Raw genomic sequence first — 13,512 nt, forward strand, 5'->3', positions numbered from 1 at the left:
CTGACCTCATGATCAACGGTGTGGGTGCGGGCGGCGGGTGTGGTCAGAGCCAGCCACGCCGGTGGGAGAGCCAGCGGATGGCCTGTTCGCCGGTCCAGCGGTGGTGGGCGGGCAGGTTGGTCGAGGCGGTCGGTGGCGCTGAGTTCGCGGCGGTGAGGTGGTAGCCGGCCAGGGCGGCCAGCGTGACGTCGAGCGCGTCGTCGGGTGCGCTGGCGGCGGCCGGCTGGGCGGCGAAGAGCGAATCGACGTCGAGTCCGGTGGCGTACCCGGTGATGAGCAGGGTGACCAGGTCGAACCAGGCCGGCCCGTGACACAGCCACGGCCAGTCGCAGAACCAGACCGACCCGGCGGTGTCGATAAGAACGTTGTCGACCCGCAGGTCGCCGTGGGTGAGCCCGGTCGCGGCGGCGGCGTACCCGGGCAGGCGGGACTCCAGCGCGACCAGGTCGGCCAGGCGTCCCTGGACCACGGCGGGCAGCGGCGGTGCCGGTTCCCGGCCGGCGGCGACCTCGCCCCACCAGAGGATGTCGTCGCGGGCCAGGTCGGCGAGGCGGGGCAGGCCGAGGGCGGTCAGCTCCACGGACGGCTCGGCGAGCGCCTCGGCGATGTCGGCGAAGGCGGTCAGGGTGGCGGTCAGTTCGGCCTGGTCCCAGGGCAGTCGGGGGGTGTGACCGTCGACGGGGTCGAGGCAGAGGACGTACCAGCCCGCCTCCCACAGCGTCCAGCGCGGCCGGGGCGCGGGCAGCCCGGCCGGCAGCCGGGTGAGGATCGCGGCCTCCCGGGCGTACCAGTCGACCAGGTGCGGTTGCTCGGCGTGGGGCGCGGCCTTGACGAACGCGCTGTGCCCGTCGGCGGTGCGCAGCAGCGCCGCGAACCCGCGGGTGAAGCCGGCGCCAGCGGTGCGGGCCTCGACCACCGGGGCGCCCATCCGCGTGGACACCTCGGCTCGCAGCCGTGCCGGCAGCGACGACCACTCGGGCCGCTGCGCGGTCGCGTGGTACGGCACGGCCGGCGGGACAGGAACACTCACCCCGACCATGCTGCCCGGCGGCCGGCCGGGCGGCGACATCCGGCGCGGATCCGGGCACCGACGGTGGCGTCTGCCAGACTGCCAGCCCATGAGGACCGACGACTTCTGGCAGTTGATCGACCGCGCCCGGACCGGCGGGGGCGAACCGGACGCCGTCGCCGCCCGGGCTGTCGCGTTGCTCGCCGCCCGCGACCCCGAGGAGATCATCGGGTACGCCCACCACCAGCAACGGGTCCTGGCCGCGTCCTACCGGGTCGATCTGTGGGGTGCCGCGTACCTGATCAACGGTGGGGCCTCCGACGACGGATTCGAGTACTTCCGGGGCTGGCTGATGACCCAGGGACGGGAGGTCTTCGCCCGGGCGGTCGCCGATCCGGACTCGCTCGCCGAACTGCCGCAGATCCGGTCCGCCGCGCTCAGTGGCGAGGAGTTCGAGTGCGAGGACATGCTCGCGGTGCCGTGGGACGCGTACCGCAAGGCGACCGCGACCGACCTGCCAGGAGAGCGTGCGGCCATCCGACAGCCAGACCTGAACGACTTCTGGGACTTCGACGACGAGGACGAGGCGCGCCGTCGACTGCCCCGGCTCGCCGCTCTCTTCGTCGAGCCGCCGCAGGAGTGACGGACGCCCGGCCGATGTCCGCCGGGGACATGGGAGCATAGAGGGGGCCGGCACGTGCCGGCCCGCTCACGTCAGCCGACCAGAACGGACCGCTGTGCCACCGACGCTCGATCCCGGCGCGAACGCTCCTGGTGCCACCGACCCGGGGCGGATCAGGAACTTCTGCATCATCGCTCACATCGACCACGGAAAGTCGACCCTGGCTGACCGGATGTTGCAGCTCACCGGTGTGGTCGATCCGCGGTTGATGCGCGCGCAGTACCTCGACCGGATGGACATCGAGCGCGAGCGTGGCATCACCATCAAGAGCCAGGCCGTCCGCATGCCGTGGACGATCCGGGAGGGCGAGCGGGCCGGGGAACAGGCCGTGCTCAACATGATCGACACCCCGGGCCACGTGGACTTCACCTACGAGGTGTCCCGGTCGCTGGCCGCCTGCGAAGGTGCCATCCTGCTTGTCGACGCGGCCCAGGGCATCGAGGCGCAGACGTTGGCGAACCTCTATCTCGCGCTCGAGAACGACCTGCACATCATTCCGGTGCTCAACAAGATCGACCTGCCGGCCGCCCAGCCCGAGAAGTACGCAGAGGAGCTTGCCCACCTGATCGGCGGCGACCCGGCGGACTGCATCAGGGTCTCCGGCAAGACCGGTGAGGGCGTGCCGTACCTGCTCGACGAGATCGTCCGGCAGTTCACCCCGCCGGTCGGTGACGCCGACGCTCCGGCCCGCGCCATGATCTTCGACTCGGTGTACGACGTCTACCGGGGTGTGGTCACCTACGTCCGGGTGATCGACGGTCAGATCAGCGCCCGGGACCGGATCAAGATGATGTCCACCGGGGCGGTGCACGAGCTGCTGGAGATCGGGGTCATCTCGCCGGAGATGGTGAAGGCCGAGGCGCTCGGCGTCGGCGAGGTCGGCTACCTGATCACCGGGGTGAAGGACGTGCGCCAGTCCCGGGTCGGTGACACCGTCACCATCAACAACCGGCCGGCCGCGGAGCCGCTCGGTGGCTACAAGGACCCGAAGCCGATGGTCTACTCGGGTCTCTACCCGATCGACGGGTCGGACTACCCGGCACTGCGGGACGCGCTGGACAAACTCAAGCTCAACGACGCCGCGCTCACCTACGAGCCGGAGACGTCGGGTGCGCTCGGTTTCGGGTTCCGCTGCGGCTTCCTCGGCCTGCTGCACCTGGAGATCATCGGGGAGCGGCTGGAGCGGGAGTTCAACCTGGACCTGATCTCGACCGCGCCGAACGTGGTCTACCGGGCGATCCAGGAGGATGGCCAGGAGGTGGTGGTCACCAACCCCAGCGAGTACCCGACCGGCAAGATCGCCGAGGTGTACGAGCCGACGGTGCGGGCCAGCGTGCTGACCCCCAACGACTATGTCGGTGCGGTGATGGAGCTCTGTCAGGGCCGCCGGGGCAACCTGCTCGGCATGGAGTACCTCTCCGCCGACCGGGTGGAGCTGCGCTACACGCTGCCCCTGGCGGAGATCATCTTCGACTTCTTCGATCAGCTCAAGAGCCGCACCAAGGGCTACGCCTCGCTGGACTACGAGCCCACCGACGAGCAGGCGTCCGACCTGGTGAAGGTCGACATCCTGCTGCACGGCGAGCCGGTGGACGCGTTCAGCGCCATCGTGCACAAGGACAAGGCGTACGCCTACGGCACCACGATCGCCGCGAAGCTGCGCAACCTCATCCCGCGCCAGCAGTTCGAGGTGCCCATTCAGGCGGCCATCGGTAGTCGGGTGATCGCTCGGGAGACGATCCGCGCCATCCGCAAGGACGTGCTCGCCAAGTGCTACGGCGGTGACATCAGCCGTAAGCGCAAGCTGCTGGAGAAGCAGAAGGAAGGCAAGAAGCGGATGAAGATGGTGGGCCGGGTGGAGGTCCCGCAGGAGGCCTTCATCGCCGCGCTCTCCTCCGACTCCGACGGCAAGGCGACCGGAAAGAAGTGACCGACAGGTCTCGTCGCGGCGCAATGTGCCATTGACGCGCGGCATGACCTGTGGCGTCCGTCGACGGCGCTCTGGGCGGTTTGGGGATTCGGTGTCGAGGGAATCTGATCGGCACGACAGGAACCCCCGAATGACATCTTCTGGGTAAGGAGAGCCGCCATGGAGCTCACCGTCTGGGGCATCATCACCGCGCTGTTCGTGGGTCTGATCATCGGCGCGCTGGGCCGCCTCGTGGTCCCGGGACGGCAGGACATGCCGATCTGGCTGCACATGATCATCGGCGTCGGCGCGGCGCTGCTCGGTACCGTGCTCGCCCGTGCGATGGGCATCGCCACGGTGACCGCCGGCATCGACTGGGCCGAGCTGGCCGTCCAGGTCGCCCTGGCCGCGATCGCGGTCGCCCTGGTGGCCGGCCTGGGCAGTCGCCGCCGCGGTGTCACCCACCGGTAACCGCATCCGCCTCCGACGGGCGCCCGGCCATCAGGCCGGGCGCCCGTCGGCGTGTGGGCTCCCCCGGCGCGACCTTTCGGAATCCTCGCGGCTTCTCCGCCAGAAAATTCGGTTTGGGATCTTCACGGGTCGGGCACTAGGCGGTCACGACAGGAACACCACAAACGTGGAACGTCTTTTGTGAAGGAGAGCGACCATGGAGCTCACCGTCTGGGGCATCATCACCGCGCTGATCGTCGGTCTGATCGTCGGCGCACTGGGCCGCCTGGTGGTGCCGGGCCGGCAGAACATGCCGATCTGGCTGCACATGCTCATCGGTGTCGGTGCCGCGCTGCTCGGCACCGTGATCGCCCGGGCCTCCGGCTTCGCCGAGACCGCCGGGATCGACTGGCGGGAGCTGATGCTCCAGGTGCTGCTGGCCGCCGTCGCGGTCGCGCTGGTCGTCGGTGTGGGCCGCAACCGCCGGGGCGTCACCCACCGGTAACCGCTGAGCCGTCGAAAGGCGCCCGACCTCACGGTCGGGCGCCTTTCGTATGGGTACCCACGGCCTCGTGACCGGTGTCGCGCCCGACCTGACCAGCCCGGCTGAACGCGAGGGCCGAGGCGTGACCGGGCTGCTCCCGTAGGATGCTGATCATGATGGGCAGGGTGGCTTCGGTGAACGTGGGCGTGGTGACCGAAGCGCCGTGGGCCGGTGCCGCGAGCGGGCGCAGCGGCATCGACAAACGGCCGGCCGACGCCCCGGTCGTCTTCCGGGTCGAGGGCGTGGCCGGCGACTTCATCGGCGAACGGGCCCACCACGGTGGTCCGGACAAGGCGGTCTACGCGTACGCGGTGGAGGACGCGACCTGGTGGGAGGCGGACCTCGGGCGCACCATCCGCCCCGGCGGCTTCGGCGAGAACCTCACCACCGAGGCGGTCGACGTGACAGGTGCCGTGATCGGCGAGCGGTGGGCGGTCGGCGCGGCGCTGCTCCAGGTGACCACCCCGCGTACGCCGTGCACCACCTTCGCCGGTTTCTGGGGCGTACCGGATCTGATCAAGCGGTTCACCGAGCGGGCGACGCCGGGCGCGTACCTGCGGGTGCTGCGCGACGGCGCGGTGGCTGCCGGCGACCCGATCGAGATCGTGCACCGGCCGGCGCACGGGGTGACCCTTGGTGAGGTGTTCCGGGCGCTCAGCCTGGAGCCGGCGCTGCTGCCCCGGCTCCTGGCCGCCGACGACCTGCCCGAGCCGGTCCGCGAGAAGGTGCGCCGCCGCCTCGGCTGATCCACAGGCGCGCTGGCGGCGCTGGCCGAACCGGCGGGTGAATGCGAAAAGGTCCCGCCTGCCACGATCGGTCGTGGCGGGCGGGACCTTTGGTCACGGTCCGGTCAGCGGAGCCAGGGGATGTTGCGGTTGAGCAGACCGCGCTGCTTGAGCTCCTTGCGCAGCGGGATCTCGTCGTCGATGTAGCCGTCCCAGTTGATGCCCCAGTAGTTGGCCGTGTGGGTGCCCTCACCGAGCAACTGGCGCTGCACCGGCGTGCGGTTGCGGTACCACTCGCCGTCCTTGTCGGGGTGCAGCTCGTCGAGGGGACGGATCCACCGGTAGGTGTAGCCGACGAACAGCATCTTGCGGGTGATGTTCGACAGGTTCGTCGACCGGGAGTGCCACTGGCGGCGGTCGAAGATGAAGGCGTCGCCCGGGTTGGCGGTGATCTCGACGGTGCCCTCCGGGTCCGGGTTGTGCACGCTCAGGTCCGTCGGGCGGGGCAGCGAGTTCCACAGGTGGCTGCCCGGGATCACCTTGGTCGCGCCCCGGCCGTTCTCCGACAGGTCGGAGAGCACGTAGGCGACCTTCAGCGAGAACATCGGCCGCGGCAGGTTCGGGTCCATCGTCTCCGGGTCGGAGTTCTGCCGGTATCCGTCCTGGTGCCAACCCCAGTAGGGCTTCTCGGGCTCCGCCGCGGGCGGCGTGACGTCGAGGTGGTTGTGGTGGGTGTAGATGTTCCAGCCCGCCAGGCCCCACATGTAGGGGAACGCGATCGGGTGGGTGAGCAGCTCGCCGAAGAGCTCGTCCCGCTCAAGGAAGCCCAGCAGGTGCAGGGTGCCGTCCTTGGTGGTGGTGCCCTTGGCCTTCTCCTCCTCGTACACCCGGTCGACCGCGGCCTCCAGAGCGGCCCGGTGATCCTCGGTCAGGACGTTCCGCAGCAGGAGGAAGCCCTGCTCGTGAAACTCCTTGCGGTCGACGTCACTGATCGGTTCATAGCCGGTCCGGTCGCCGTAGTCGAACGCCACGTCGTACCCCTCCCCAAGAGGTGAAACCATTTCTGGCACAGGCCGCCGATCGTAACGCGCGTGTCGAGGGCCCGGGGGGCACCCCGTGACCTTTCCACGGGGATGGCGACTGATGGCGGTTGCACCACTACCGCAAGTCACGCAACGTGGCGGGACGGGCGATTATGTGGGGGATAGCCCGATTTTGCGGTGACTGCGGGTAAAGAGATCAGGGCTGCTCAGACGTCCGCGTGCACCTCGGCCTGAACCTGCCCGCTGCTTCGTTCGCTGTCCGGCATGCGCTTCCAGGTGCCCCGCTTGGCGGTCCACTCCCGGCCGTCGAAGGCCACCCGCTTCACCCCGTGCTCCTTCGCGTGGGAGACCAGCCAGTACGCGTACCGCCAGCCGGCCCGCTCACCGTCCGGGATCGTCTGCGTGGCGTCGGTCGAGCGCGCCGCGGCGGCCCGGATGCCCACCGTCAGGCTCGCCAGGCCGACCTCGCGGTCCACCTCGGTGGCGAAGTAGTCCGGCCCCGACCCGGAGTCCTCGACCGGGGAGCGCTCGGTCAGACCCCAGTCGAGCGTCAGCCCCTCGGCCAGCGCGGCGATGGCGGCGGCGCCGCGCATCACCGGATCGCCGCCCACCGCGCAGGTGACCGCCGTGGTGGCGTGACCGAGCAGCGCCCGGGTGAGCACCTGCGACTCGTCGGCCCACTTCTCGTACGCCTCCGGGAAGGCCGAGCGCTGCACCTTCTGCGCGGCGTCGGTGACCCGCATGTCCTCCCAGCCACGCACCTTCTTCAACGCCGCGTAGAACTTCCCGGCCGCGTACCGGGGGTCGCGGATCTGGGTCGGCGTACCCCAACCCTGACTCGGCCGCTGCTGGAACAGCCCCACGGAGTCGCGGTCACCACCTGTCAGGTTGCGCAGCCCGGACTCCTGGTACGCGGTGGCCAGCGCCACCACCACCGCCCGCTCGGGCATCTCGCGCTGTACGCCGATCGCCGCGATCGTCGCCGCGTTCGCCATCTGCTGCGAGTCGAGTGTCACCTCGCCGTCGGCCTGCACCGTGCAGGCCCGGCCGGTCAGCGGCAGCCGTAGCCCCTCGCCGGCCTGCCTCAGCACCACGATCATCCCGATCGTGGCGATCAGGACGAGGACCACGAAGCCCGTCGCGGCAGCCCGAGTTCGCACCCGCACCTCCTGTGTCAAGGTCCGCCAAGCGTACGTCCCTCGTCGAGCTGTCCGGGGTCGTCCGACCGGTTCCGGCCCCCGCGCGGCGACCACGCGTGGACGTGAGGTTCCCCGTCCCGGCCGCACCTCACCTGCCGAGTTCGGCCACCCAGCGCGGTGGTCGCTTCTCCCGGAACGCGGTGACACCCTCCATCCCGTCCGCCGACAGGAAGTACCCGGTGGACAACTCCGCCAGCTCGGCCAGCTCGGCGCGCAGGTCGACGGCGGCCGGTCGGCGCAGCAGCCGCTTCGCCCCGGCCAACGCCGCCGGCGCGCCGCGCACCAGCGAGTCGCAGTACCGGCGCACCACGGCAGCCAGCTCCTCGGCCGGCACCGCTGCGGTGACCAGGCCGATCTCGGTGGCCCGCCGGCCGTCGAAGGTGTCGCCGGTCAGGTACAGCTCGGCCGCCGCCCGGGACGACAGGCGGGGCAGCACCGTCGCGGAGATCACCGCGGGGATCACCCCGATCCGCACCTCGGTGAAGGCGAACGTGGCCTCCGCCGCGCAGACCGCCAGGTCGGCCGCCGCGATCAGGCCCAGGCCGCCGGCCCGGGCCGGGCCACCGACCTTCGCCAGCACCGGCTTCGGGCACTCCCGGACCGCCGCGAGCACGTCACCCAGCATCCCTGCCGGCACCGTGCCGCTGGCGTACGCCGCAGCGGTCTCCTTCAGGTCGGCTCCGGAGCAGAAGACCGGACCGGTGTGGTCGAGCACGATCACCCGGACCGCGTCGTCGGCGACCGCGGCGGCCAGCCCGGCCAGCAGTTCGGTCATCAGCGGCGTGGAGAGCGCGTTGCGGTTGTGCGGACTGTCCAGCGTGAGCGTGGTCACCCCGTGGGCCGTGGCGACCCGCACGAGCGCGTCGGGAGAGGTCATGGGAGGGCACACTAGTGGCCATGCCCGGCGTCCTTCCAGCAGGCGAGCCCGTCCCCGCCGACGGGTCGCTGCCCGCGTCCGCCCACGCGTCGGTAGGCGCCCGGGGGTTCGGGGTGTACGTGCACGTGCCCTTCTGCGCGAGCCGCTGCGGCTACTGCGACTTCAACACGTACACCGCCGACGAGTTGGGCGGTGGCGCGACCCGGGAGGGCTACGCCGACGCCGTGCTGGCGGAGCTGGCGCTCGCCGCCCGGGTGTTGGGCGAGGCTCCGCCCGCCCGGGTGGAGACGGTCTTCGTCGGTGGCGGCACCCCTACCCTGCTGCCCACCGACGACCTGGCCCGGATTCTCGACGCCATCGACCGGACGTGGGGGCTGGCCGCCGACGCGGAGGTGACCACCGAGGCCAACCCGGAGTCGGTGACACCCACCACGCTGAAGGAGTTGCGGGCGGCCGGGTACACCCGGATCTCGCTGGGCATGCAATCGGCCGCGCCCGGGGTGCTCGCCGTGCTGGACCGCCGGCACAGCGCCGGCCGGGCCACCGCCGCCGCGCTGGAGGCCCGGGACGCCGGGTTCGACCACGTCAACCTCGACCTGATCTACGGGACGCCGGGGGAGCGGGCCGAGGACTTCGCCGCCTCGCTGGACCAGGTGGTCGCCGCCGGCGCGGACCACGTCAGCGCGTACGCCCTGATCATCGAGGACGGCACCCGGCTGGCCGCCCGGATGCGCCGTGGTGAGCTGCCGTACCCGGACGAGGACGTGGCCGCGGACCGGTACCTGGCCGCCGAGTCGGCCCTCGACGCCGCCGGTTTCTCCTGGTACGAGGTCTCCAACTGGGCCCGCACACCTGACGCGCGCTGCCGGCACAACCTGCTCTACTGGGCCGGCGGCAACTGGTGGGGCCTCGGGCCCGGGGCGCACAGCCACGTCGGCGGCGTGCGCTGGTGGAACGTCAAACATCCAGGCGCGTACGCCAAACGCCTCGCCACCGGCGAGTCACCCGGGCAGGCCCGGGAGGTGCTCACCGGCGACGAGACGCACATGGAAGAGGTCATGCTGCGGTTGCGGCTGGCCTCCGGCCTGCCGCTGGACGTGCTCACCGACGCCGGGCGAGCGGGCGCGGCGCGGGCACTTGCCCAGGGTCTGCTCGCCGAGCCCGCCCACGCCGCCGGCCGTGCCGTGCTCACCCTGCGCGGCCGGCTGCTCGCCGACGCCGTGGTCCGCGACCTGCTGCCCTGATCCCCGTCACCAGGCGGCCCGGCCGGTCAGCGCTTCACGAAGGAGTAGCTCATCGGATACTGGTAGAGCACCCCGTCGTTGGCCTTGACCCCGCCGATGATGCCGAAGATCACCGGCACGATCCCCGCGATGATCGGCGCGAAGAACAGGATGCCGCAGGTGATCGTGGCGAGCACCCAGCTCAGCACGCCGACGATGGCCCAGGTGAGCTGGAAGTTCAGCGCGGCCACCGAGTGCGCCCGGGCGATCGGGGACTGCTGCCCGCGGGTCATCATCGCGATCAGCGGCGCCACCCACCCGAAGAGGCCGCCACCGACGACCACGCCGAGCGGGCCGCCGAAGTGGGCGATCAGGACCCAGGTCTTGTCCTCGTTGTTGGCGTAGCCACCACCCGGAGGGCCGTAACCGCCGGTCGGGTAGCCGACACCCGGCGCTCCCGGCGGGTAACCGCCGGGTGGGGGATAGCCGCCGGGTGGGGGATAGCCGGCCGGCGGCGGCTGGTCGCCGGTGGGGGGTGGATAGCCGCCGGGCGGTGGATAGCCGCCCTGGCCAGGTGAGCCGGACAGTGGTGTCGTGGGTTCGTCGCCGGAGTCGGGGGACGAGGTGGTTCAGTCATGGAGGTCACGGTAGGTGCCACCGGCAACGGCGCACCAGAGCGACACCGGCCAGTGTCAACCCGACGATCGGTTTGATGACAGCCGTGCTGACTTGATCATCGCGTCCGCGCGGGCCCCGACGTAGACTGGCACTCGCTACAGTCGAGTGCCAGAGTGTTCCTCTGGTGGCCGCGGCGCTGAGAGCTGACCTGCGACAGGAGGTGGGGAAGGTGGGTCTGGACGACCGCAAGCTCGCCGTGCTCCGCGCGATCGTCGAGGACTACGTCGCCACCCAGGAGCCGGTCGGCAGCAAATCGCTCGTCGAACGACACCAACTGGGTGTCTCGCCGGCGACGGTCCGTAACGACATGGCCGTGCTGGAGGAGGAGGGCTACATCCGCCAACCGCACACCAGCGCGGGGCGGGTGCCCACCGATCGTGGCTATCGACTCTTCGTCGACCGGCTGAGCCGGGTCAAGCCGCTCAGCCCGGCCGAACGCCGGGCGATCGAGCGCTTCCTGGCCGGCGCCGTCGACCTCGACGACGTGGTGCACCGCACGGTGCGACTGCTGGCGCAGCTGACCCGTCAGGTCGCCGTCGTGCAGTACCCGAGCCTGGCCCGATCCCGGGTGCGTCACCTGGAACTGGTGCCGATCTCCACCACCCGGCTGACGCTCGTGATGATCGCCGACACCGGCCGGGTCGAGCAGCGGCTTGTCGAGCTGCCCGCACCGGTCCTCGCCGACGACGTCCTGGACCTGCGCCGGCTGGTCAACGAGAAACTCGTCGGAGTCCGCCTGTCGGAGACCCCGCCGCTGGTGCAGGCCCTCATCGACGACTGCGTGCCGCACCTGCGCCCGGCCATGACGACCCTGTCCACGGTGCTGCTGGAGACGCTCGTCGAACGGCACGAGGAACGGCTCGCCCTGGCTGGCACCGCAAACCTCGCCCGGGGCGGCCTGCTCGACTTCCAGGGCTCGTTGCGCCCCATCCTCGAAGCGCTTGAGGAGGAGGTCGTGCTGCTCAAGCTCATCGGTGAGGTGGAGCCGAGCACACTGCGGGTACGCATCGGCGACGAGAACGAGTACGACAACCTGCGGGCGGCATCCGTGGTCAGCACCGGGTACGGCCCGGGCGCGACAATCGTCGGGGGGATGGGCGTGCTGGGACCGACCCGGATGGACTACCCCGGAACCATCGCCACGGTGAGGGCCGTGGCACGCTACGTGGGCGAGCTGCTGGCCCAGAACTGACAAGTCAGGGCCGCCGGCAGGCTGCCGCCGCCGAACGGCGTAACTCGAGACGAACACGAGGACACGGAACGCAGTGGCCAGGGACTACTACGGCATTCTCGGCGTGAGCAAGGGTGCCTCCGATGACGAGATCAAGCGCGCCTATCGCAAGCTGGCGCGCCAGTTCCATCCGGACGTGAATCCGGACCCGGAGGCACAGGAGAAGTTCAAGGACATCAACGCCGCGTACGAGGTCCTCTCGGACGATCGGAAACGGCAGATCGTCGACCTCGGCGGAGACCCGCTGGCACCGGGCGGGGGTGGACCCGGCGGCCCGGGCGGCCCCGGCGGAGCCGGACCCTTCGTCGGCTTCCAGGACATCATGGACGCGTTCTTCGGCGGCGCGACCGGCGCCGGACGAGGCCCGCGACCGCGCACCCGCCCCGGCGCCGACGCGATCCTGCGCCTGGAGCTGGACCTCCAGGAGACCGCCTTCGGCGTCGAGGCACCGATCACCGTCGACACCGCCGTGCTCTGCACCACCTGCTCCGGCGCCGGCACCGCCGCCGGCACCCACCTGGCCACCTGCGAGGCCTGCGGCGGCCGGGGCGAGGTGCAGTCGGTGCAGCGCACCTTCCTCGGCCAGGTGGTCTCCGCCCGACCGTGCACGGTCTGCCAGGGCTACGGCACCACCATCCCGCACCCCTGCCCGACCTGCGCCGGTGACGGCCGGGTACGCACCCGCCGGTCGCTGACCGTCAAGATCCCCGCCGGGGTGGAGGACGGCATGCGGATCCGTCTCGCCCAGCAGGGCGAGGTCGGCCCGGGTGGCGGCACCGCCGGGGACCTCTACGTGGAGATCCACGAACGACCGCACGACGTCTTCTCCCGCAAGGGCGACGACCTGCACTGCCGGGTCACCGTGCCGATGACCGCCGCCGCGCTCGGCACCCGGCTGACCATCAAGGCGCTCGACAGCGAGGAACCTGTCGACGTCAAGCCGGGCACCCAGCCGGGCAGCACCCTGCGGCTGCGGGCCCGGGGCGTACCGCACCTGCGCGGCGCCGGGCGCGGTGACCTCTACGTCCACCTGGACGTGCGTACCCCCACCAAGCTCGACGCCGAGCAGGAGCGGATGCTGCGCGAGTTCGCCAAGACCCGCGGCGAAGAGGTGGCCGAGCTGACCAAGCAGGGCGGCTTCTTCTCCCGGATGCGCGACGCCTTCAACGGCCACGCCTGACGTGTCCGCCCCACTGTTCCTGGTCGAGTCGCTGCCGACCGCGGACTCGCTGGTGCTGGACGGCCCGGAGGGCCACCACGCCGCCACCGTGCAACGGCTGCGGGTCGGCGAGCAGGTGCTGCTCGCCGACGGCCGGGGCGGCACGGCCACCGCCGTGGTCACCGCCGTCGGCCGGGGCACCCTCGACCTCGACGTCACCGACCGGGGGTACGTCGACGCGGCGAACCCCCGACTGGTCGTGGTCCAGGGCATCGCCAAGGGGGACCGGGGCGAACTGGCCGTGCAGGCGATGACCGAGGCGGGGGTGGACGAGATCGTCCCCTGGGCGGCGAGCCGCTCGGTGGTGCAGTGGCGCGGCGACCGGGGCGTACGCGCCCGCGGCAGATGGCTGGCCACCACCCGCGAGGCGGCGAAGCAGGCCCGTCGGGCATGGCTGCCGGTGCTGGCGGGGGCACCTGACGAAGCCACCGCCTCGGTGGCGCGCCGGATCGCCGGTGCGGCGGCCGGGTACGTGCTGCACGAGGAGGCGACCGACCGGCTGACCACCGTCGAACTGCCCGACCACGGCGAGATCGTGCTGGTGGTGGGGCCGGAGGGCGGCATCACCCCGGACGAGCTGTCGGCCTTCCACCAGGCCGGCGCCCGACCGGTCCGGCTCGGCACCTCGGTGCTGCGTACCTCCACCGCGGGCGTGGCCGCCCTGGCCGTCCTCGCCACCCGCCTGCTGCGGTGGTGAGCGTCGCACGGACGCCGCCGGGGATC

At 71.4% G+C, this 13,512-nt stretch carries 14 protein-coding genes; 9 read left to right on the plus strand and 5 right to left on the minus strand.

Annotation, left to right across the window (positions count from 1 at the left end):
* Window positions 1-43: 43 nt before the first annotated feature.
* A complete protein-coding gene (locus CLT74_RS28185) occupies window positions 44-1,039 on the minus strand; it encodes an aminoglycoside phosphotransferase family protein (protein ID WP_099853200.1) in 996 nt (331 codons plus the stop codon).
* A 79-nt stretch (window positions 1,040-1,118) separates the two neighbouring features.
* Between CLT74_RS28185 and CLT74_RS28190 the strand changes: the two genes are divergently transcribed.
* The 5 genes from CLT74_RS28190 (at window position 1,119) to CLT74_RS28210 (ending at window position 5,340) form a co-directional block, all read left to right on the plus strand.
* Window positions 1,119-1,652, plus strand: coding sequence for a DUF4240 domain-containing protein (locus CLT74_RS28190; protein WP_099850439.1), 534 nt, complete (start codon window positions 1,119-1,121; stop codon window positions 1,650-1,652).
* Between the two features lie 94 nt (window positions 1,653-1,746).
* On the plus strand, window positions 1,747-3,621 hold the full coding sequence (gene lepA, locus CLT74_RS28195; RefSeq protein ID WP_099850441.1) for a translation elongation factor 4: 1,875 nt from the start codon (window positions 1,747-1,749) through the stop codon (window positions 3,619-3,621).
* 159 nt (window positions 3,622-3,780) lie between these two features.
* Window positions 3,781-4,071, plus strand: coding sequence for a GlsB/YeaQ/YmgE family stress response membrane protein (locus tag CLT74_RS28200; protein WP_099850443.1), 291 nt, complete (start codon window positions 3,781-3,783; stop codon window positions 4,069-4,071).
* A gap of 196 nt (window positions 4,072-4,267) precedes the next feature.
* Entirely contained in the window at window positions 4,268-4,555 is a 288-nt protein-coding gene (locus tag CLT74_RS28205; RefSeq protein ID WP_099850445.1) for a GlsB/YeaQ/YmgE family stress response membrane protein, read from the plus strand.
* Window positions 4,556-4,710: 155 nt separating this feature from the next.
* Window positions 4,711-5,340, plus strand: a complete 630-nt coding sequence (locus tag CLT74_RS28210) for an MOSC domain-containing protein (RefSeq protein ID WP_199172437.1) — start codon at window positions 4,711-4,713, stop codon at window positions 5,338-5,340.
* A gap of 104 nt (window positions 5,341-5,444) precedes the next feature.
* On the opposite strand, the gene CLT74_RS28215 is transcribed toward CLT74_RS28210, so the two are convergent.
* From CLT74_RS28215 to CLT74_RS28225, 3 genes are all read right to left on the minus strand, one after another.
* Window positions 5,445-6,380, minus strand: a complete 936-nt coding sequence (locus tag CLT74_RS28215; RefSeq protein WP_099850447.1) for a phytanoyl-CoA dioxygenase family protein — start codon at window positions 6,378-6,380, stop codon at window positions 5,445-5,447.
* 188 nt (window positions 6,381-6,568) lie between these two features.
* A complete protein-coding gene (locus CLT74_RS28220) occupies window positions 6,569-7,528 on the minus strand; it encodes a hypothetical protein (protein ID WP_099853207.1) in 960 nt (319 codons plus the stop codon).
* 121 nt (window positions 7,529-7,649) lie between these two features.
* On the minus strand, window positions 7,650-8,438 hold the full coding sequence (locus CLT74_RS28225; protein ID WP_099850449.1) for an enoyl-CoA hydratase-related protein: 789 nt from the start codon (window positions 8,436-8,438) through the stop codon (window positions 7,650-7,652).
* A 20-nt stretch (window positions 8,439-8,458) separates the two neighbouring features.
* On the opposite strand from CLT74_RS28225, the gene hemW reads away from it, so the two are divergent.
* Window positions 8,459-9,682, plus strand: coding sequence for a radical SAM family heme chaperone HemW (gene hemW, locus CLT74_RS28230; RefSeq protein WP_099850451.1), 1,224 nt, complete (start codon window positions 8,459-8,461; stop codon window positions 9,680-9,682).
* A 26-nt stretch (window positions 9,683-9,708) separates the two neighbouring features.
* Here hemW and CLT74_RS31590 read toward each other — a convergent pair whose 3' ends face one another.
* Window positions 9,709-10,005, minus strand: a complete 297-nt coding sequence (locus CLT74_RS31590) for a DUF4870 domain-containing protein (protein WP_486582631.1) — start codon at window positions 10,003-10,005, stop codon at window positions 9,709-9,711.
* Window positions 10,006-10,508: 503 nt separating this feature from the next.
* On the opposite strand from CLT74_RS31590, the gene hrcA reads away from it, so the two are divergent.
* The 3 genes from hrcA to CLT74_RS28250 all read left to right on the plus strand — a co-directional run bounded on the left by hrcA (window position 10,509) and on the right by CLT74_RS28250 (window position 13,486).
* The gene (gene hrcA / locus CLT74_RS28240) at window positions 10,509-11,531 is read left to right on the plus strand and encodes a heat-inducible transcriptional repressor HrcA (protein ID WP_099853212.1); all 1,023 of its coding nucleotides are present in this window, start codon (window positions 10,509-10,511) and stop codon (window positions 11,529-11,531) included.
* Window positions 11,532-11,604: 73 nt separating this feature from the next.
* Complete coding sequence (dnaJ, locus tag CLT74_RS28245) at window positions 11,605-12,750, plus strand: molecular chaperone DnaJ (RefSeq protein ID WP_099850452.1); 1,146 nt, start codon at window positions 11,605-11,607, stop codon at window positions 12,748-12,750.
* A gap of 1 nt (window position 12,751) precedes the next feature.
* The gene (locus CLT74_RS28250; protein WP_099850454.1) at window positions 12,752-13,486 is read left to right on the plus strand and encodes a 16S rRNA (uracil(1498)-N(3))-methyltransferase; all 735 of its coding nucleotides are present in this window, start codon (window positions 12,752-12,754) and stop codon (window positions 13,484-13,486) included.
* Window positions 13,487-13,512 lie beyond the last annotated feature (26 nt).

The organism is Verrucosispora sp. CNZ293 (genome assembly GCF_002754655.1).